General features: G+C 72.0%; 15 protein-coding genes. 9 read left to right on the forward strand and 6 right to left on the reverse strand.

Features of this window, described 5'->3' with window-relative positions:
- Window positions 1-2: 2 nt before the first annotated feature.
- On the reverse strand, window positions 3-953 hold the full coding sequence (gene iolC, locus PV343_RS14865) for a 5-dehydro-2-deoxygluconokinase (RefSeq protein ID WP_319147371.1): 951 nt from the start codon (window positions 951-953) through the stop codon (window positions 3-5).
- Between the two features lie 125 nt (window positions 954-1,078).
- On the opposite strand from iolC, the gene PV343_RS14870 reads away from it, so the two are divergent.
- Window positions 1,079-1,993 (forward strand): sugar phosphate isomerase/epimerase family protein, encoded by a 915-nt coding sequence (locus PV343_RS14870; RefSeq protein WP_319147372.1) that lies wholly within the window; start codon window positions 1,079-1,081, stop codon window positions 1,991-1,993.
- Window positions 1,994-2,021: 28 nt separating this feature from the next.
- On the opposite strand, the gene PV343_RS14875 is transcribed toward PV343_RS14870, so the two are convergent.
- Window positions 2,022-2,222, reverse strand: a complete 201-nt coding sequence (locus PV343_RS14875) for a helix-turn-helix transcriptional regulator (protein WP_133923887.1) — start codon at window positions 2,220-2,222, stop codon at window positions 2,022-2,024.
- A gap of 311 nt (window positions 2,223-2,533) precedes the next feature.
- On the opposite strand from PV343_RS14875, the gene PV343_RS14880 reads away from it, so the two are divergent.
- The gene (locus PV343_RS14880) at window positions 2,534-3,097 is read left to right on the forward strand and encodes a GNAT family protein (protein WP_319147373.1); all 564 of its coding nucleotides are present in this window, start codon (window positions 2,534-2,536) and stop codon (window positions 3,095-3,097) included.
- Here the strand turns inward: PV343_RS14880 and PV343_RS14885 are convergent.
- Both PV343_RS14885 and PV343_RS14890 read right to left on the reverse strand, forming a co-directional pair.
- Window positions 3,078-4,121: a zinc-dependent alcohol dehydrogenase family protein gene (locus tag PV343_RS14885; RefSeq protein ID WP_319147374.1), complete on the reverse strand. Its 1,044-nt coding sequence runs from the start codon at window positions 4,119-4,121 to the stop codon at window positions 3,078-3,080. The genes PV343_RS14880 and PV343_RS14885 overlap by 20 nt on opposite strands.
- 31 nt (window positions 4,122-4,152) lie before the next feature.
- Window positions 4,153-6,375, reverse strand: coding sequence for an MMPL family transporter (locus PV343_RS14890; RefSeq protein ID WP_319147375.1), 2,223 nt, complete (start codon window positions 6,373-6,375; stop codon window positions 4,153-4,155).
- Between the two features lie 177 nt (window positions 6,376-6,552).
- Here PV343_RS14890 and PV343_RS14895 point away from each other — a divergent pair, with 177 nt between their 5' ends.
- The 4 genes from PV343_RS14895 (at window position 6,553) to PV343_RS14910 (ending at window position 10,939) form a co-directional block, all read left to right on the forward strand.
- Window positions 6,553-7,200: a TetR/AcrR family transcriptional regulator gene (locus PV343_RS14895; protein WP_319147376.1), complete on the forward strand. Its 648-nt coding sequence runs from the start codon at window positions 6,553-6,555 to the stop codon at window positions 7,198-7,200.
- An 86-nt stretch (window positions 7,201-7,286) separates the two neighbouring features.
- Entirely contained in the window at window positions 7,287-8,237 is a 951-nt protein-coding gene (locus PV343_RS14900) for a PrsW family glutamic-type intramembrane protease (RefSeq protein ID WP_319147377.1), read from the forward strand.
- Window positions 8,238-8,312: 75 nt separating this feature from the next.
- Window positions 8,313-8,552, forward strand: coding sequence for a heavy-metal-associated domain-containing protein (locus PV343_RS14905; RefSeq protein ID WP_319147410.1), 240 nt, complete (start codon window positions 8,313-8,315; stop codon window positions 8,550-8,552).
- A 134-nt stretch (window positions 8,553-8,686) separates the two neighbouring features.
- On the forward strand, window positions 8,687-10,939 hold the full coding sequence (locus tag PV343_RS14910) for a heavy metal translocating P-type ATPase (protein WP_319147378.1): 2,253 nt from the start codon (window positions 8,687-8,689) through the stop codon (window positions 10,937-10,939).
- 597 nt (window positions 10,940-11,536) lie between these two features.
- Here the strand turns inward: PV343_RS14910 and PV343_RS14915 are convergent.
- Window positions 11,537-12,826 carry a citrate synthase gene (locus PV343_RS14915; RefSeq protein WP_319147379.1) on the reverse strand — a complete coding sequence of 430 codons (1,290 nt, stop codon included), beginning with the start codon at window positions 12,824-12,826 and terminating at the stop codon, window positions 11,537-11,539.
- A 239-nt stretch (window positions 12,827-13,065) separates the two neighbouring features.
- Window positions 13,066-15,321, reverse strand: coding sequence for an ATP-dependent RecD-like DNA helicase (locus PV343_RS14920; protein WP_319147380.1), 2,256 nt, complete (start codon window positions 15,319-15,321; stop codon window positions 13,066-13,068).
- Window positions 15,322-15,447: 126 nt separating this feature from the next.
- Here PV343_RS14920 and PV343_RS14925 point away from each other — a divergent pair, with 126 nt between their 5' ends.
- Genes PV343_RS14925 through PV343_RS14935 form a run of 3 tightly spaced genes read left to right on the forward strand, consistent with a single transcriptional unit; the run spans window position 15,448 to window position 19,932 of the window.
- Complete coding sequence (locus PV343_RS14925) at window positions 15,448-16,476, forward strand: LacI family DNA-binding transcriptional regulator (RefSeq protein WP_319147381.1); 1,029 nt, start codon at window positions 15,448-15,450, stop codon at window positions 16,474-16,476.
- Window positions 16,473-17,993: a sugar ABC transporter ATP-binding protein gene (locus PV343_RS14930; protein WP_319147382.1), complete on the forward strand. Its 1,521-nt coding sequence runs from the start codon at window positions 16,473-16,475 to the stop codon at window positions 17,991-17,993. Before PV343_RS14925 ends, PV343_RS14930 begins: the two co-directional genes overlap by 4 nt.
- Entirely contained in the window at window positions 17,983-19,932 is a 1,950-nt protein-coding gene (locus PV343_RS14935; protein WP_319147383.1) for a substrate-binding domain-containing protein, read from the forward strand. The genes PV343_RS14930 and PV343_RS14935 overlap by 11 nt, the downstream gene beginning before the upstream one ends.
- The last annotated feature ends 34 nt before the right edge of the window (window positions 19,933-19,966 follow it).

Below are 19,966 nucleotides of genomic sequence, written 5' to 3' on the forward strand. Positions count from 1 at the left end.
CCTCACCGCACCGCTCCGCTGTCGAGCGCGGCGGCCACCTCGTCCGGGGTGGGCATCGCGGAGGAGCACTCCAGGCGGGAGGCGACGATGGCGCCGGCCGCGTTGGCGTGGCGCATGACGGTCTCCAGGTCCCGGCCCGCGAGCAGTCCGTGGCACAGGGAGCCGCCGAAGGCGTCGCCGGCGCCGAGGCCGTTGAGGACGGTGACCGGCAGGGGCGGGACCTCGGCCGACTCCCCGGAGGCGCTGACCGCCAGGACGCCCTTGGGTCCCTGCTTGACCACGGCGAGCTCGACGCCGGCGGCCAGCAGCGCGCGGGCCGCCGCGTGGGGTTCGCGCAGCCCGGTGGCGACCTCCACCTCGTCGAGGTTGCCGACGGCGACGGTGGTGTGGCGCAGGGCATCGGCGTAGAAGGGGCGGGCCTGGTCCGGGTGGGTCCAGAACATGGGCCGCCAGTCGAGGTCGAAGACGGTCGTGCCCGACCTGGCGCGGTGGGCGAGGGCCGTGAGGGTCGCCGTGCGGCTCGGCTCCTCGCTCAGGCCGGTGCCGGTGACCCAGAAGACACGGGCGTCCCGGACGGCGTCGAGGTCCAGTTCGTGGGGGTGGATCTCCAGGTCCGGGGCCTTGGGGCGGCGGTAGAAGTAGAGGGGGAAGTCGTCGGGCGGGAAGACCTCGCAGAAGGTGACGGGCGTGGGCAGGCCGGGTACCGGGGTGACCCAGCGGTCGTCGACACCGAAGCCGCGCAGGGCCTCGTGCAGATAGGCGCCGAACGGGTCGTCGCCGGTACGGGTGATCACGGCGGTGCGGCGGCCGAGGCGGGCGGCGGCGACCGCGACGTTCGCCGCCGATCCGCCGAGGAACTTGCCGAAGGACGACACCTGGGCGAGCGGGACGCCGGTCTGCAGCGGGTAGAGGTCCACCCCGATCCGCCCCATCGTGATCAGGTCGTACGCCATCGGCTTCCCTTCGTCACGGCTCTTCCCGGCTTTGTAGTCCTGCCCGCCGAACCCTGTCAATGTTTTGTCCGGACATTCGGACCAGTGCTTGACACCTCTTTCCGCGGCCCTTCACGCTGGCGGCCATGACGTCCTTGTCACCCTCCTCACTGTCCCGTATCCGGATCGGATCGGCGCCCGACTCCTGGGGTGTGTGGTTCCCGGACGACCCGCGGCAGGTGCCCTGGCGGCGCTTCCTCGACGAGGTGGCCGCATCCGGCTACAAGTGGATCGAGCTCGGTCCCTACGGCTACCTGCCGACCGATCCCGCGGTGCTCGCCGAGGAGACCGGCCGGCGCGGCCTGAAGGTGTCGGCCGGCACGGTCTTCACGGGCCTGCACCACGGCGCCGCCGTGTGGGACGAGACCTGGGCGCACGTCAGCGACATCGCCGCCCTGACCCGGGCGACGGGCGCCCGCCACCTCGTCGTCATCCCGTCCTTCTGGCGCGACGACAAGACGGGCGAGGTGCTGGAGCCCGACACCCTCACCGCCGGTCAGTGGCGCGACCTGACCTCGCTGACCGAACGCCTCGGCCGCGAGGTGCGTGAGCGGTACGGGCTGACGGTCGTCGTCCACCCGCACGCCGACACCCACATCGACAGCGAGGAGAACGTCGCCCGCTTCCTCGACGGCACCGACCCCGACCTGGTGTCGCTGTGTCTGGACACCGGGCACTACGCGTACTGCGGCGGGGACAGCGTCAAGCTGATCGAGACCTACGGCGAGCGGATCGGCTATCTGCACCTCAAGCAGGTGGACCCGGAGATCCTGGCCGACGTGAGGGCGAACGGCACGCCCTTCGGCCCGGCGGTCGCGCGGGGCGTGATGTGCGAGCCCCCGTCCGGCGTGCCCGCCCTGGAACCGGTGCTCCGGGCCGCGCGGCGGCTGGACGTCGACCTGTTCGCGATCGTCGAGCAGGACATGTACCCCTGCGAGCCGGACGCGCCGCTGCCGATCGCCCGGCGCACCCGGGCGTTCCTGCGGTCCTGCGGAGTGTAGGAACGCCCGCGGGTACGCGCCCGGGGGATCAGTCCCCTCTTCGGCCCCGGTTGCCCGGCCGGGAGGCGACCCAGGTGCGGACGGTGTCCGCGTACCAGTAGGGCTTGCCCCCCTCCACGTGGTCGGGCTCGGGCAGCAGGCCGTGCTTGCGGTAGGACCGTACGGTGTCCGGCTGCACCCGGATGTGTGCCGCGATCTCCTTGTAGGACCAGAGCCTTCGGTCGGTCATGAGTCGCACCTCCCTGCGCGCGCCGCGGCGGCGGCCGGGGGCGGCCGTCGGGGGAGCCGGGCGCTGCGCCGGCGATCACCAAGCCTGTGCCCGGTGAACGACGCTCCGTGACGATGCGACTACGGCTGTCGACCGGGTGTGACCGAGAGCCCGCGTACCCGCGACATGTGTGACGAGAAGCGGGTGTTTGTGACGGGCTCGCAGCATAAGTCGGCCCCGGTGTCCGGGCGGGTCGCGTTGACACGGGCGCCCGGGCCGGCCGCTGGGAAAAGGACCTGTGCCCCACCGGCCGTCTGGGGCACAGTCGCCCCATGAGCTTCTCCGTCAAACCCGTCCTGACCGGCCGGAAGACCGTGCTGCGCCCCTTCACCGAGGCCGACACGGCCGCCATGTGGGAGATCGTCGGCGACCCCGAGGTCGTCCGCTTCACCTTCGAGCCGTCGACCGACCTCACCGAGGAGGGGCTGCGCTCCTGGTACGGCTCCCGGGCCGGTGCCCCCGACCGCCTGGACCTGGCCGTCACCGACCCGGAGACCGGCGAGGTGCTGGGCGAGGTCGTCCTGTACGCGTACGACCCGGACGGCCGCAGCTGCACCTTCCGCACCCTGATCGGCCCCCGGGGCCGTGGCCGGGGCATCGGCACCGAGGCGACCCGGCTGATCGTCGCCCACGCCTTCGGTGAACTCGGACTGCACCGGATCGAGCTCGCGGCCTGGGCGCACAACCACCGGGCCCTGCGCGTCTACGCGAAGGTCGGCTTCGTGGTCGAGGGCGTCAAGCGGGAGGTGCAGCTCCGGGACGGCGTCTGGGCCGACGAGGTGATCATGTCGATCCTCGACCGCGAGTGGGCCGCGCTCAGCGCCACGGCTCGATGACCGTGACCCCCGCTCCGGGCGCGGCGCCCATGGCGGCGAGGGCGGCCGGGGCCGCGTCGAGGGCGATCGTCCGGGTCACCAGCAGGTCGGGACGGAGCGCCCCGGACCTGACCAGCTCCAGCATCCCGGGGTAGGCGTGCGCCGCCATGCCGTGGCTGCCGAGGAGTTCGAGCTCCAGGGCGATGGCGCGGGCCAGCGGGACCGGGGTGGTGCCGTCGTCCGAGGGCAGCAGGCCCACCTGGACGTGCCGGCCCCGGCGGCGCAGGGAGCCGACGGAGGCCGCGCAGGTGGCGGGTGAGCCGAGGGCGTCCAGGGAGAGATGGGCGCCGCCGCCGGTCAGCTCCCGGACGGCGGCCGCCGGGTCGGCCAGGCCGGTCGCGTCGACGCACTCGGCCGCGCCGAAGCTCCGTGCCAGGCCGAGGGCCTCGGGCGAGACGTCGACGGCGACCACCCGGGCCCCCGAGGCCGCCGCGATCATCACCGCCGACAGTCCGACCCCGCCGCAGCCGTGCACCGCGACCCACTCCCCCGCCGCCACCCGGCCCTGGCGCACCACCGCGCGGAAGGCGGTGGCGAAGCGGCAGCCGAGGGCGGCGGCCGTGGCGTACGCCATACCGTCGGGGATCGCGACCAGGTTCACGTCGGCGTGGTCGAGGGCCACGAACTGGGCGAAGGAGCCCCAGTGGTGGAAGCCTGGCTGGGTCTGGCGCTCGCACACCTGCTGGTCGCCGGCCGCGCAGGACGGGCACGTGCCGCAGGCGCAGACGAAGGGCACGGTGACCCGGTCGCCGGGCCGCCACCCGGTCACCCGGGACCCCACCGCCTCGACCACACCGGCGAGTTCGTGCCCCGGCACATGGGGCAGGGTGATGTCCGGGTCGTGCCCCATCCAGCCGTGCCAGTCGCTGCGGCACAGCCCGGTCGCCTCGACGCGGACCACGACCCCGTGCTCCACCGGCTCCGGGTCCGGCACCTCCCGCACGGCGGCCGGCTCCCCGTACTGCTCGAACACCACGGCTCTCATGCGCCACACCCTTCCATGGCGGCCGGCGGCCTCACACCCCCGCCGTCTCCTTCACCTCCGCGGGCGCGGCCGGCTCGCCCTCGCTGAGCCCGAACCTGCGGTGGAAGCGGCGCAGCGGTGCCGGGGCCCACCAGGTGGCGCGGCCGGTGAGCCGCATGATCGCCGGGACCAGCAGACTGCGCACGACCATCGCGTCCATCAGCACCGCGAGGGCGATGCCGAGGCCGAGCATCTTGGTGTTGGTGACCCGGGAGGTGCCGATGGCGACCATGACGACCGCGAGGATGACCGCCGCCGCCGTGATCAGCCCGCCGGTGCGCTGGAGGCCGTGGCGGACCGCCTCGTTGTGGTCGCCGGTGCGGTCGTACTCCTCCTTGATACGGGAGAGGAGGAAGACCCCGTAGTCCATGGACAGGCCGAAGGCCACGCAGAACATCAGGACGGGCAGAGTGGTCTCGATCGAGCCGGGACTGGTGAAGCCGAGCGGGCCGGAGAGGTGGCCGTCCTGGAACACCCAGACCACCGCGCCGAACATCGCCGTCAGGCTGAGCGCGTTGAGCACCACCGCCTGCAGGGGTATCAGCACGCTGCCGGTGAGCAGGAAGACCAGCAGCAGGGTGACGATCGCGATGAACGCCCCCGCCCAGGGCAGCCGCTCGCCTATCGCGTGCTTGGAGTCGACGAGGACGGCGGCCGTACCGGTCACCTCGGTGCCGAAGGGGGCCTTCAGCGCGCGCAGGTCGCCGACCAGCCGCTGGGCGGCGCCGTCGACGGCCTCGCCCCGGGGCTGCACGGTGAAGTAGGCCGTGTCGCCGTTGACCAGCGGGCCGTCGACCCGGGCCACCTCGGTCAGGGCGGCGACCCGCTCCTTGTAGGCGGCGTACTGCGCCGGGGTGGCCCGGCCCTCGGCGAGGACCTCCAGGCCGCCGCCGGGACTGCCGGGGAACCCGTCCCGCAGATGCTGCTGCACCACGTGCGACTCGGCGCTCGACGGCAGCTGGCGGTCGTCCGCGGTGCCGAACCGCACGCCCGTGAACGGCAGTCCGAGGATGACCAGCAGGACGGTGGTGCCGACGGCGAAGAGCGGGGCGCGGCGCATCACGAGCGTGGCCGTGCGGGCCCAGGCGGTGCCTTCGGTGCCGGGCTTCCCCGGTTCCCGGCCCCGGCGCAGCAGGCGGCGCAGGTCGAGGGAGTTGACCCGGTGGCCGAGCAGGATCAGGGCCGCGGGGAGCAGGATGAGGGCGGCCGCCGCGGCGAGCAGGACCACGGCGATGCCGGCGTAGGCGAAGGACCGCAGGAAGTACTGCGGGAAGACCATCATGGCGGCCAGGGAGACCGCGACGGTGAGGGCGGAGAACAGGACCGTGCGCCCGGCTGTGCGCAGGGTGGTGCCGATCGCGGTCAGCGGGTCGGCCCCGGCGGACAGCTCCTCGCGGTAGCGGCGGACGATGAAGAGGGCGTAGTCGATGGCGAGCCCGAGGCCGAGGGCGGTGGTGAGGTTCAGCGCGAACACCGAGACGTCGGTGAAGGCCGTCAGTCCGCGCAGCACCGCGTTGGTGCCGAGGATCGCGACGATGCCGATGCCCAGCGGCAGCAGGGCCGCGACGGCGCTGCCGAAGACCATCACGAGCAGCACGAGGGTGATCGGCAGGGCGATCATCTCGGCGCGGGTGAGGTCCTCCTTGATGGTCGTCTGCATCTCGTGCCGTACCGCGACGATGCCGCCGATCTTCACCTGGACCGGGCCGTGCGTTCCCCGGTAGTGGGGGGCCAGGCGGTCGAGGGTCCTGCCCATCGCGTTCTCGTCGCCGGTGATGCGGGCGGCGATCAGGGCCTCGTGGCCGTCCTTGGCGCGCAGGGCGGGGGCGGCGGCGGGGGTGGCCTGCCAGTAGGAGCCGACGCCGGTCACGCCGTGCTCCGCGCTCAGCCGCTCGGCGAGGCGGCGGGCCTCGGCGGCGACCGCCGGGTCGTCGACCGAGGCGCGGCCGGAGTCCACCAGCAGGAGCAGGTTGGGCTGGGAGCCGGGGAACTCGCGCTCCAGCGCCTTGGTCGCGTAGGTCGACTCGGCGGCCGGGTCCTCCCAGCCGCCGCTGCCCAGGTGGTCGGCGACGCCGCTGCCGGCCAGCACGGCGAGCGCGGTGAGCAGGAGGGCCACCAGCAGCGACAGGCGCGGGCGGGCGGTGACGAAGCGGGTCCAGCCGCCGGGCCGGGGCGGTCCGTCCTCGTCGGGCGTCGCCGTGTTGACTTCGGTCATCGTGCGGTGTCCCCTTCACCGTGACCCACATCTGTGCAGGCAGGCGTCTGTGCAGGCAGGCAGCATGGGTCGGTCATTGCCAATAAACTGGCAAACACGAGAGATCGCTCGCGTTCCACCAGAATGCGAGCGACCGCTCGTGTTTGTCAATCGCCTGCGAAGGGCTGGGGATCACGCGTGTCCGACACCTCGGAGACCTCGGAGAAGGAACAGCCGCGCCGCCGCCAGGCGCGCGGCGAGCGCCGCATCGCCCAGCTGCTCGCCGCCGCCGCCCAGGTCTTCTGCACCAGCGGCTACACGGCCGCCAGCACCAACGCCATCGCCCGCGAGGCGGGCGTCTCACCGGGCACCCTCTACCAGTTCTTCCCGAACAAGGAGGCGATCGCGGTCGAGCTGGGCGACCGGCTCATGCACGAGATGCGGGAGACCTACGGCGAGGCGCTCGCCCCCGTCGACCCCGCCACGCCGCTGGAGGAGGCCGTCGGCGCCGCCGTCGACCGGTTCATGGCCTTCAACACCGCGCACCCGGTGTTCTTCGCGCTGATGCACGGCCCCGACATCCCGGGCGGGATCACCGACGCCCACGACCAGCTGCACGCCACCCTGATCGAGCGGGTCGAGGGCCTGCTCGCCTCGCTCCTGCCCGACACCCCGGCCGCCGACATCACCCGCACGGCCCACGTGTGCCTCGGCATCTACAAGGCCGGTCTCGAACTGGTCCTCGGCCACGAGGACGCCGAGCGGGCGGCCTACGTGCAGGAGGTCAAGAACGTGCTGATCCGCTACCTCGAACCCCTGGTGGGCGACCGGCTCGGCCGTACATGACCCCTCGGCGGTCCCCGGACTGCGGCCCCGGGTGCATCTGCCTACAGTGCGGATAGATCACCCCGCAGGAGCCCGAGGGGGACCCCGTGACCCACTCCCCGCCGCCCGGCATGCCCCGGGCCCGTATCCCGGGCCCCCAGCAGCCCCCGCCGCCGTTCCCGCGCATCGCCGCGGGCCTGTGGAAGCGCTGCCTGGCCGGCGGGCTCGCCGCCTGGACACTGATCGCCGTCGCCGCGTACACGACGCGCGGCGCGGCGGCGCTGCCGGCCCTGTTCCTGCTCGGCGGCTTCCTGGTCCCGGTCACCTTCGTGCTGTGGGCGTACGAGCGGCACAGCCGGGACCTGGGCGTCAGCGCGATCCTGGGCTGCTTCCTGGCCGGCGGCGCGCTCGGCGTGCCGGCCACCACGGTGACCGAGCCGTACCTGCCCCGCCTCTCCCCCGGCATGTTCACCGCCGTCGCCCTGGTCGAGGAGGCGGCCAAGCTCGGCGCGCTGGCGTTCGCGCTGCGCCGGCAGCCGGGCATCCGCGGGACACGGGCCGGGCTGGTGCTCGGCGCGGCGGTCGGCCTCGGCTTCGCGGCCCTGGAGGGCTGCGGACACGCCTTCGGAGCAGCCGTCGCGGCCGGGGACGCCGACCTCAGGGGCCTGCTGGAGACCGAGCTGCTGCGCGGGGTGGTCGCCCCCTTCGGGCAGGGTCTGTGGACGGCGATCGCGGGCGGCGTGTTGCTGTCCCTGCGCCGCCCGAACGGGCACTTTCGGCTCGCCGCGCCGGTCGTCGGCACCTGTCTGGGCGTCTCGATGCTGCACGCTCTGTGGGACGCCACGCACGGCCTCGCGATCTGGCTGGTGGCCCTGCTGTCGGGCACCGGTCTGGACGCGGAACCGTTCGCCCAGGGGTACCTGCCCCGGCCCGGCGCCGTGGAGCAGCACCTCTTCGTGGTGTTCTCGGTCGGCGGCCTGGCACTCGTCGGGCTGCTCGGGGCCGCCTGGGCACGGTCACTGGCGCACCGGGACTCCTCTTGGAGAAATACCCCCTAGGGGTATAGTCTGGGGACGTGGTGGGGCTCCACCGTGAGCCTCACCGGCCCCACCCGCCTCGACGAGGAGAACGACATGAGCGCCCAGACCGAGACTTCGGGCTCCGTGACCACCGTCTACCAGGTGACCGGCATGAGCTGTGGACACTGCGAGGGCTCCGTCTCCGGCGAGATCTCCCAGATCCCCGGCGTCGACTCGGTCAAGGCCGTCGCGTCGACCGGCGAGGTCACCGTCGTCTCCTCGGTCCCGCTGGACGACGAGGCCGTGCGCGCCGCCGTGGACGAGGCCGGCTTCGAGCTGGCCGGCCGGGCCTGAGCCCGGGCCCCGTCAGAGCGGGCCGAAGCGTCCGGGCCCGCAGCGCACGGGCCCCGCAACCTTTCCCCGACCGGGCCGTGCCGACCAGCTCATACTGGATCCGTACGGTCCGGTCCGATGTCTGGAGTCCGGACATGACCAGCACCACCGCAGAAACCGGCACGGCGAGCGCGATAGGCAGCACGTCCGAGGTCGAGCTGCTCATCGGCGGGATGACGTGCGCCTCCTGCGCCGCCCGCGTGGAGAAGAAGCTCAACCGCATGGACGGCGTGAGCGCCACGGTGAACTACGCGACGGAGAAGGCGAAGGTCAGCTACGCCGAGGGCGTGGCCGTCGCCGACCTGATCGCGACCGTGGTGCGGACCGGCTACACCGCCGAGGAGCCCGCGCCGCCGCGGCCCGAGCCCGCGGCCGAGGAGGAGCCGGCCGAGCGGGACCCCGAACTCGCCGCGCTCCGGCACCGCCTGCTCGTCTCCGCCCTGCTCGCCGCCCCGGTCGTCCTGCTCGCCATGGTGCCCGCGCTGCAGTTCGACAACTGGCAGTGGCTCTCGCTCACGCTCGCGGCGCCGGTCGTCGTCTGGGGCGGATGGCCGTTCCACCGGGCCGCCTGGACCAACGCCCGGCACGGCGCCGCCACCATGGACACCCTGGTGTCGGTCGGCACGCTGGCCGCGTTCGGCTGGTCGCTGTGGGCCCTGTTCTTCGGTGACGCGGGCATGCCCGGCATGCACGACGAGTTCCGGCTCACCGTCTCCCGGACGGACGGCGCCTCCACCATGTACCTGGAGGTCGCCGCCGGTGTGGTCGCGCTGATCCTGCTCGGCCGCTATCTGGAGGCCCGGTCCAAGCGGCGCGCGGGCGCGGCCCTGCGGGCCCTGATGGAGCTGGGCGCCAAGGACGTCGCCGTGCTGCGCGCGGGGCGCGAGGTGCGGGTGCCGGTGTCCTCGCTGGCCGTCGGCGACCGGTTCGTCGTACGACCCGGCGAGAAGATCGCCACGGACGGCACCGTCGTCGAGGGCGTCTCCGCGGTGGACGCGTCCATGCTCACCGGCGAGTCCGTACCGGTGGACGTCGGCCCGGGCGACCAGGTCACCGGCGCCACGGTCAACGCGGGCGGCCGCCTGGTGGTCGAGGCCGGCCGGGTCGGCGCCGACACCCAGCTCGCCCGGATGGCGAGGCTGGTGGAGGACGCGCAGAGCGGCAAGGCCGAGGTGCAGCGGCTCGCCGACCGGATCTCCGCCGTCTTCGTGCCCGTGGTCATCCTGATCGCGCTCGGCACGTTCGGCGTCTGGCTGGGCGTCACCGGCGACACCGCCGCCGCGTTCACGGCCGCCGTCGCCGTCCTGATCATCGCCTGCCCGTGCGCGCTGGGCCTCGCCACGCCGACCGCGCTGATGGTCGGCACCGGCCGGGGCGCCCAGCTCGGCATCCTGATCAAGGGCCCGGAGGTGCTGGAGTCCACCCGCCGCGTCGACACGGTCGTCCTGGACAAGACCGGCACGGTCACCACCGGCCGGATGAAGCTCCAGGACGTGTACGCCGCCGACGGCGAGGACGAGCAGCGGGTGCTGCGGCTCGCGGGCGCGCTGGAGCACGCCTCCGAGCACCCGGTCGCCCGCGCGATCGCCGCGGGCGCCGAGGAGCGGGCCGGGGCACTGCCGGCCGTCGAGCACTTCGAGAACGTGCCCGGACGGGGCGCACGCGGCCGCGTGGAGGGCCACGAGGTGGCCGTGGGGCGGCTCCTCGGGGCGCTGCCGGAGGAACTGGCCCGGGCCGCCCGGCAGGCCGAACGTGCGGGCCGTACGGCCGTCCCGGTCGGCTGGGACGGGCGGGCGCGCGGTGTCCTCGCGGTCGCCGACGCGGTCAAGGGGACCAGCGCCGAGGCGGTGCGCGACCTGCGCGCGCTCGGGCTGACGCCGGTGCTGCTCACCGGGGACAACCGGACGGTCGCCGAGTCCGTCGCGCGGGCCGTCGGGATCGACGAGGTGATCGCCGAGGTGCTCCCCGAGGACAAGGTGGACGTCGTGCGGCGGCTGCAGGGCGAGGGACGCGCCGTGGCGATGGTGGGCGACGGCGTCAACGACGCGGCCGCGCTGGCCACCGCCGACCTGGGGCTGGCGATGGGCACCGGCACCGACGCGGCCATCGAGGCGGGCGATCTGACCCTGGTCCGGGGCGACCTGCGGGTGGCGGCGGACGCCATCCGGCTCTCCCGGCGCACCCTGGCCACCATCAAGGGCAACCTGGTGTGGGCCTTCGGCTACAACGTCGCCGCGTTGCCGCTGGCCGCCGCGGGGTTGCTGAACCCGATGATCGCCGGCGCGGCGATGGCCTTCTCCTCGGTGTTCGTGGTCACCAACAGCCTGCGGCTGCGCCGTTTTCGTTGAGTGACCGCAAGTTACCGGCGGTTAGATGCAGGGGAAGTAAGAGACCCCCTAGAGTCAGGCGCGAGCCTCACATAAGCTCTTCACAAGGCTCGCGCATCATCCTTACGCTGGGGCACCGATCGCCGTATCGGGGCTCTTGCGCACCTAAAGGACATATGCAAGAGACGCAGATCACAGTGATGCGAACGTAACCATCGAAGGGCTTCGACGGTCTAAGTTGGCGATGTCAGAAACAGCGTCTTGGGGGGCGCTGACTGACATCTGGGGATGTCTTGGGGGACTTCCTCAGAGATGCGTTGCCGGGGCACGCACACAGGGAAGCTTTGAGCGGCCCTCCCAGCGTGCGTTGTCCCGGCAGATCGCACATCACTGGAGCACGACGGGTCAGCCCGCCGTGCTCGGACAGCGGTTCAGGCGCTGTCTCTCCGAGCGCCCGGCCGGATCCCGTGGGGGGAATCCGCACCGGGACATGGGAAGGCGCCCTGGTCGTCGGCCCGTGGGGGGACCGGCGTCTCAGGGCGCCTTCCGCTTTTCGTCTGTCACCGCCGGCGGCGGTTCAGGGCCTGCCGGTCCGGCAGGCCCTCGCGCTCTATGTGCTCAGCGCTCCTCGACGGGCACGAAGTCCCGCTCCACCACGCCGGTGTAGATCTGGCGCGGGCGGCCGATGCGGGAACCCGGCTCCTTGATCATCTCGGTCCACTGGGCGATCCAGCCCGGCAGCCGGCCGAGGGCGAACAGGACCGTGAACATCTCGGTCGGGAAGCCCATGGCCCGGTAGATCAGACCGGTGTAGAAGTCCACGTTCGGGTAGAGCTTGCGCTCGACGAAGTAGTCGTCGGAGAGCGCGTGCTCCTCCAGCTTCAGGGCGATGTCGAGCAGCTCGTCCGACTTGCCGAGAGCGGAGAGGACATCGTGCGCGGCGGCCTTGATGATCTTGGCGCGCGGGTCGAAGTTCTTGTAGACCCGGTGGCCGAAGCCCATCAGGCGGACGCCGTCCTCCTTGTTCTTCACCTTGCGGATGAAGGTGTCGACGTCGCCACCGGACTCCTGGATGCCCTCGAGCATCTCCAGGACGGACTGGTTGGCACCGCCGTGCAGCGGACCCCACAGGGCGCTGATGCCGGCCGAGATCGACGCGAACATGTTGGCCTGCGAGGAGCCGACCAGGCGGACCGTGGAGGTCGAGCAGTTCTGCTCGTGGTCGGCGTGCAGGATCAGCAGCTTGTCCAGCGCGGCCACCACGACCGGGTCGAGGTCGTACTCGTCCGCCGGGACCGAGAAGGTCATGCGCAGGAAGTTCTCGACGTAGCCGAGGTCGTTGCGCGGGTAGACGAACGGGTGACCGATCGACTTCTTGTACGCGTACGCCGCGATCGTCGGGAGCTTGGCGAGCAGGCGGATCGTGGAGAGGTTGCGCTGCTTCTCGTCGAACGGGTTGTGGCTGTCCTGGTAGAAGGTGGACAGCGCCGAGACGACCGAGGACAGCATCGCCATCGGGTGGGCGTCGCGCGGGAAGCCGCGGTAGAAGTTCTTGACGTCCTCGTGCAGCAGGGTGTGCCGCGTGATGTCGTTCTTGAAGGTGGAGAGCTCGTCGACCGTCGGCAGCTCGCCGTTGATCAGCAGGTACGCCACCTCGAGGAAGGTGGAGCGCTCGGCCAGCTGCTCGATGGGGTAGCCGCGGTAGCGGAGGATGCCCGCCTCGCCGTCGAGGTAGGTGACCGCGGATTTATAGGCGGCCGTGTTGCCGTAACCGCTGTCCAGAGTCACCAGACCGGTCTGGGCGCGGAGCTTCCCGATGTCGAAGCCCTTGTCACCGACGGTGCTGTCGACCACCGGGTAGGTGTACTCGCCGTCGCCGAACCGCAGTACTACAGAGTTGTCGCTCACGTCTTCCCTCACCGACGTAGTGCCTCATCTTCGAGGTGCCCTGACTGTCTCTACCATCCCCCATTTGGCTCAGGAGAGTGCACTCGGGGTCGACCATTGGGCCTATCGACGGCACTCAGTGCCGCCAACCTGCTCATCCTGCCCCCTCGGACCCGCATCTGGAAGTGCTCTGTGACCTTTGCGACTCGTTTGATCGATCATTTTTTGTGATCCGCGCCGTCGCCCCTGGTCAGGACCGATCAGCAGCCGGCCAGCCGGAAGTCCAGTGCCGTACACCGCCGTCCGGCGGAGACGGTGCGCACCGCCTGGCCGATCGCCTTGCGTGAACCCACCAGGACGACCAGTCGTTTCGCCCGTGTCACCGCCGTGTACAGCAGGTTCCGCTGGAGCATCATCCACGCGCCGGTGGTGACGGGGATCACCACCGCGGGATATTCACTTCCCTGCGAGCGGTGAATGGTGACCGCGTACGCGTGGGCCAGTTCGTCCAGTTCGTCGAACTCGTAGGGCACCTCCTCGTCCTCGTCCGTCAGCACCGTCAGCCGCTGGTCGACCGGATCGAGCGAGGTGACCACGCCCACGGTGCCGTTGAAGACGCCGTTCGCCCCCTTGTCGTAATTGTTGCGGATCTGCGTGACCTTGTCGCCGACGCGGAAGACCCGGCCGCCGAACCGCTTCTCGGGCAGGTCGGGCCTGCCGGGGGTGACGGCCTGCTGGAGCAGGCCGTTGAGGACGGCGGCACCGGCCGGACCGCGGTGCATGGGCGCCAGCACCTGCACGTCCCGGCGCGGGTCGAGCCCGAACCGGGCCGGGAGACGGCGGGCGGCCACGTCCACGGTGAGCCGGCCGGCCTCCTCGGTGTCGTCCTCCACGAAGAGGAAGAAGTCCTTCAGCCCGTCGGTGAGCGGGTGCAGCCCTGCGTTGATGCGGTGCGCGTTGGTGACGACGCCGGACTGCTGGGCCTGCCGGAAGACCCGGGTGAGCCGCACCGCCGGGACCGGGCCGCCGTCGGCCAGCAGGTCCCGCAGCACCTCCCCCGCGCCGACGCTCGGCAGCTGGTCCACGTCTCCGACGAACAGCAGGTGCGCCCCCGGCGGCACGGCCTTGACCAGCTTGTTGGCGAGCAGCAGGTCGAGCATGGACGCCTCGTCCACGACCACCAGGTCGGCGTCCAGCGGGCGGTCCCGGTCGTAGGCCGCGTCACCGCCGGGCTTCAGCTCCAGCAGCCGGTGGACGGTGGAGGCCTCGGTGCCGGTCAGTTCGGCGAGGCGCTTGGCGGCCCGGCCGGTGGGGGCGGCGAGCAGCACCTTGGCGCGTTTGGCGCGGGCCAGTTCCACGACCGAGCGGACCGTGAAGGACTTGCCGCAGCCGGGTCCGCCGGTGAGGACGGCGACCTTCTCGGTCAGCGCGAGCCGTACGGCGGCCTGCTGCTCGGGCGCGAGGTCGGCGCCGGTGCGCTCCTTCAGCCAGCCGAGCGCCTTGTCCCAGTCCACGTCCCGGAAGGCGGGCATCCGGTCCTCCTGGGTGCGCAGCAGCCGCAGCACCTGGGCGGAGAGGGACAGTTCGGCGCGGTGGAAAGGCACCAGGTAGACAGCCGTGACGGACTCGGAGCCGCCGTCGAGCGCCGGCACCTTCTCGCGGACGACCCCCGGCTCCTCGCCCTCCTCGCCCGGCCCGGCCAGCTCGGCGAGGCACTCGATGACCAGCCCGGTGTCGACCTGGAGCAGTTTGACGGCGTCGGCGATGAGCCGCTCCTCGGGCAGGAAGCAGTGCCCCTGGTCGGCGGACTGGGACAGGGCGTACTGCAGGCCCGCCTTCACGCGCTCGGGGCTGTCGTGCGGGATGCCGACGGACTGGGCGATCTTGTCCGCGGTGAGGAAGCCGATGCCCCAGACGTCGGCGGCCAGACGGTACGGCTGGTTCCGGACGACGGAGATGGAGGCGTCGCCGTACTTCTTGTAGATGCGCACCGCGACGGACGTCGAGACCTCGACGCTCTGGAGGAAGAGCATGACCTCCTTGATCGCCTTCTGCTCCTCCCAGGCGTCGGCGATCTTGCGGGTCCGCTTGGGGCCGAGGCCGGGGACCTCGATCAGCCGCTTCGGCTCCTCCTCGATGATCCGCAGGGTGTCCAGGCCGAAGTGCTGGGTGATGCGGTCGGCGAAGACCGGGCCGATGCCCTTGACCAGACCGGACCCCAGGTAGCGGCGGATGCCCTGGACGGTGGCCGGCAGGACGGTCGTGTAGTTCTCCACCGTGAACTGGCGGCCGTACTGGGGGTGGGAGCCCCAGCGGCCCTCCATGCGCAGGGACTCGCCGACCTGGGCGCCGAGCAGGGCGCCCACCACCGTGAGGAGATCGCCGCCGCCGCGGCCGGTGTCGACCCGGGCGACCGTGTAGCCGTTCTCCTCGTTGGCGTACGTGATCCGCTCCAGCACTCCTTCGAGCACGGCGAACCGCCGTTCGCCCGTGGGGTTCCCCGCCTGTTGAGCCATGCGCAGACGGTACCGGCCGGCTCTGACATCACGATCCGGTCTCAGGGCCTTGCGGATGGCCGTGTAATCGATTCCAATCCTCCGTGTAATCGATTTCATGCGTTCCACGAGGAGGTGGAGCCGGCGATGGCGAGCATCAAGGACGTCGCCGCGGCCGCGGGTGTCTCCGTGGCGACGGTGTCGCGCGTCCTGAACGAGCACCCGTCGGTCAGCGCGGACGCGCGGCAGCGGGTCATGGCCGCCGTGCAGGACCTCGGCTACCGGCCCAACGCCGTCGCCCGCTCCCTGCGCACCGACCAGACCCGCACCCTCGGCCTGGTCATCAGCGACGTGCTGAACCCCTACTTCACCGAGCTGGCCCGCGCCGTCGAGGAAGAGGCGCGGGCACTCGGCTACAGCGTGATCATCGGCAACGCCGACGAACGCCCCGACCTCCAGGACCACCACGTGCGGACCCTGCTGGACCGGCGGATCGACGGGCTCCTGGTCTCCCCCACCGACGGCGGCTCCCCGCTGATGCTGGACGCCGTGCGCGCGGGGACGCCGATGGTGTTCGTGGACCGCTGGATCCCCGGAGTCCAGGTGCCGGTCGTGCGGGCCGACGGCCGCGAGGCCGTGCGGGACCTCGTCGCCCACCTGTGCCGGCTCGGGCACCGGCGGCTCGCGATCATCGCGGGACCGGCGGCCACCACGACCGGCAGCGAGCGCGTCGACGCCTTCCGGGACGCCATGGCCGAACACGGGCTCCCGCTCCCGGACGCCTACATAGGGCAGGGCGACTTCCAGGCCGGCAGCGGACGGCGGGTCACCGAGGGGTTCCTCGACCTGCCCGAGCCGCCGGAGGTGATCTTCGCGGCCGACAACCTGATGGCACTCGGTGCCCTGGACGCGGTCCGCGCGCGCGGGCTGCGCGTCCCCGACGACATCGCGCTGGCCGCCTTCGACGACATCCCGTGGTTCGTGCACACCGATCCGCCGGTCACCGCGATCGCCCAGCCCACCGGCGAGCTGGGCCGGGCCGCCGTACGGGCCCTGGTCGACCGCATCGAGGGACGGCCCCCCGCGTCCGTCACCTTCACCGCCCGGCTCGTCGTACGCCGCTCGTGCGGCGAGGCGGCCCCCTCCTCCTCCCCAGTGCAAAGGAGCACGTCGTGAGCGACCCGGACGAGTTGCTGCGCATCGAGGGCATACGCAAGACCTTCCCCGGCGTGGTCGCGCTGGACGGCGTCGACTTCGACCTGCGCCGGGGCGAGGTGCATGTGCTGCTCGGTGAGAACGGCGCGGGCAAGAGCACGCTGATCAAGATGCTCTCCGGCGCCTACACCCCCGACGCCGGGCGGATCCTGGCCGGCGGCGAGGAGGTGCGCATCCACGGTGCGCAGGACTCCGAGCGTCTCGGGATCGCCACCATCTACCAGGAGTTCAACCTGGTCCCCGACCTGACGGTCGCGGAGAACATCTTCCTCGGACGCCAGCCGCGCCGGTTCGGGATGATCGACCGCAAGACGATGGAGGCGGACGCCGCCGTCCTGCTCGACCGCGTCGGGGTCGACGTCTCGCCCCGCGCGCGGGTGCGCGAACTCGGTATCGCGCGCCTGCAGATGGTCGAGATCGCGAAGGCGCTGAGCCTGGACGCGCGCGTGTTGATCATGGACGAGCCGACCGCCGTACTCACCTCCGAGGAGGTCGAGAAGCTCTTCGCCATCGTGCGCAGGCTGCGCGCGGACGGGGTGGGCGTCGTGTTCATCACGCACCACCTGGAGGAGATCGCCGCCCTCGGCGACCGTGTCACCGTCATCCGTGACGGGAAGTCCGTGGGCCAGGTCCCCGCGTCCACCCCCGAGGACGAGCTGGTGCGGCTCATGGTGGGCCGCTCGATCGAGGCGCAGTACCCGCGTGAACGGCCCGAGAAGGGCGCCGCGCTGCTCACCGTCGAGGGCCTGACCCGCGACGGCGTCTTCCACGACGTCGGCTTCGAGGTGCACGCCGGCGAGGTCGTCGGCATCGCCGGGCTCGTCGGGGCCGGCCGTACGGAGGTGGTGCGGGCCGTGTTCGGCGCCGACCCGTACGACAAGGGGGCCGTGAAGGTCTCCGGTGCCCCGGTGCGGCGCGGCGACGTCAACGCCGCCATGGCGGCCGGCATCGGCCTGGTCCCCGAGGACCGCAAGGGCCAGGGACTGGTGCTCGACGCGTCCGTCGAGGAGAACCTCGGCCTGGTGACCCTGCGCTCCGCCACGCGCGCGGGGCTCGTCGACCTCAGGGCGCAGCACGAGGCGGCCGGGCGGATCGCCGGGCAGCTCGGGGTGCGGATGGCCGGACTCGGCCAGCACGTGCGGACGCTGTCCGGCGGCAACCAGCAGAAGGTCGTCATCGGCAAGTGGCTGCTGGCCGACACCAAGGTGCTGATCCTCGACGAGCCGACGCGGGGCATCGACGTCGGCGCCAAGGTCGAGATCTACCAGCTCATCAACGAACTGACGGCCGCCGGTGCCGCCGTCCTGATGATCTCCAGCGATCTGCCCGAGGTGCTCGGCATGAGCGACCGGGTGCTGGTGATGGCCCAGGGCCGGATCGCGGGCGAGCTCGCGGCCGGTGAGGCCACCCAGGACGCCGTGATGGCACTCGCCGTAAGCAACCCCACGACGGAAACGGAGGCCCCCCGTGGCCACTGACACGCTCAAGAGCACCCCGGGCGCGGGTGGCGCCACGAGCGGCCTGCGCCGCCTCCTGCTCGACAACGGCGCGCTCACCGCGCTGATCGTCCTGGTCGTCGCCCTGTCGGCGCTGTCCGGTGACTTCCTGACGACGGACAACCTGCTCAACGTGGGTGTCCAGGCGGCCGTGACCGCCGTCCTCGCCTTCGGTGTCACCTTCGTGATCGTCTCGGCGGGCATCGACCTGTCGGTGGGTTCGGTGGCGGCCCTGTCGGCCATCGTGCTCGCCTGGAGCGCGACCTCGCACGGCGTGCCGGTCGTCCTGGCGGTCGTGCTGTCCGTCGCCACCGGCATCGTGGCGGGCCTGGTCAACGGCTTCCTGATCGCATACGGCAAACTGCCGCCGTTCATCGCGACGCTCGCCATGCTGTCGGTGGCCCGCGGCCTCTCGCTGGTGATCTCCGGGGGCTCGCCGATCCCGTTCCCCGACTCGGTCTCCCACCTCGGCGACACGCTCGGCGGCTGGCTGCCGGTGCCGGTGCTCGTCATGGTCGTGATGGGGCTGGCCGCGGCCGTCGTGCTCGGCCGGACGTACATCGGCCGCTCGATGTACGCGATCGGCGGCAACGAGGAGGCGGCCCGCCTCTCCGGACTGCGCGTCAAGAAGCAGAAGCTCGCGATCTACGCCCTGTCCGGCCTGTTCGCCGCCGTCGCCGGCATCGTGCTGGCCTCCCGCCTCTCCTCGGCGCAGCCGCAGGCCGCCGACGGCTACGAGCTGGACGCGATCGCCGCGGTCGTCATCGGCGGCGCCTCGCTCGCCGGCGGTACCGGCAAGGCGTCCGGCACGCTGATCGGCGCGCTGATCCTCGCGGTGCTGCGCAACGGCCTCAACCTCCTGAACGTGTCCGCCTTCTGGCAGCAGGTCGTGATCGGCGTGGTCATCGCGCTGGCGGTGCTGCTGGACACGGTGCGGCGCAAGGCGGGGGCGACCCCGGTGGCCGCCGGGACCGGCGGCGGCAAGGGCAAGCAGGCCGGGACGTACGCGCTCGCGGCGGTGGTCACCGTGGCGGTCGTGGGCGCCGCCTCCCTCCTGCACGGCGGTTCCGCCGCCTCGACGGCTCCGCGGATGGGCCTGTCCCTGTCCACCCTGAACAACCCCTTCTTCGTGCAGATCAGGGCGGGCGCCCAGGCCGAGGCGAAGAAGCTGGGCGTGGACCTGACCGTCACCGACGCCCAGAACGACGCCTCCCAGCAGGCCAACCAGCTCCAGAACTTCACCAGCTCCGGCCTCGGCGCGATCATCGTCAACCCGGTGGACTCCGACGCGGCGAGCAACTCGGTGAAGGCCGCCGACAAGGCGAAGATCCCGGTCATCGCGGTCGACCGCGGCGTCAACAAGGCGACCGTGAACGCGCTCGTGGCCTCCGACAACGTGGCCGGCGGTGAACTGGCCGCCAAGACGGTCGCCGAGAAGCTGGGCGGCAGCGGCAAGATCGTGATCCTGCAGGGGCAGGTGGGCACCTCCGCGGCCCGGGAGCGGGCGGAAGGTTTCGCCAAGGGGCTGAAGGCGTACCCCGGCATTCAGGTGCTGGCCCAGCAGCCGGCCGACTTCGACCGCACCAAGGGCCTCGACGTGATGAGCAACCTGCTCCAGGCGCACCCCGACGTCCAGGGCGTGATCGCCGCCAACGACGAGATGGCCCTCGGCGCCATCAAGGCTCTGGGCTCCAAGGCCGGCCGGTCGGTCCAGGTCGTCGGCTTCGACGGCACCCCGGACGGCCTGACCGCGGTGAAGGGCGGCACGCTGTACGCGTCGGTCGCGCAGCAGCCGAGCCAGCTCGGCCGGATCGCGGTGGACAACGCGCTGCGCGCGGTGCGGGGCAAGAAGGTGGAGCCGACGGTGAAGGTACCGGTGAAGGTCGTCACGAAGGACAACGTGGCGGGCTTCAGCGGCTGACGACGGGGAACGGGCGGGCGGCCGTGCACCACGG

Origin of the sequence: Streptomyces sp. WI03-4A (assembly GCF_033792105.1) — a bacterium.
In the GTDB taxonomy this organism is placed as follows: Bacteria; Actinomycetota; Actinomycetes; order Streptomycetales; family Streptomycetaceae; genus Streptomyces; species Streptomyces collinus_A.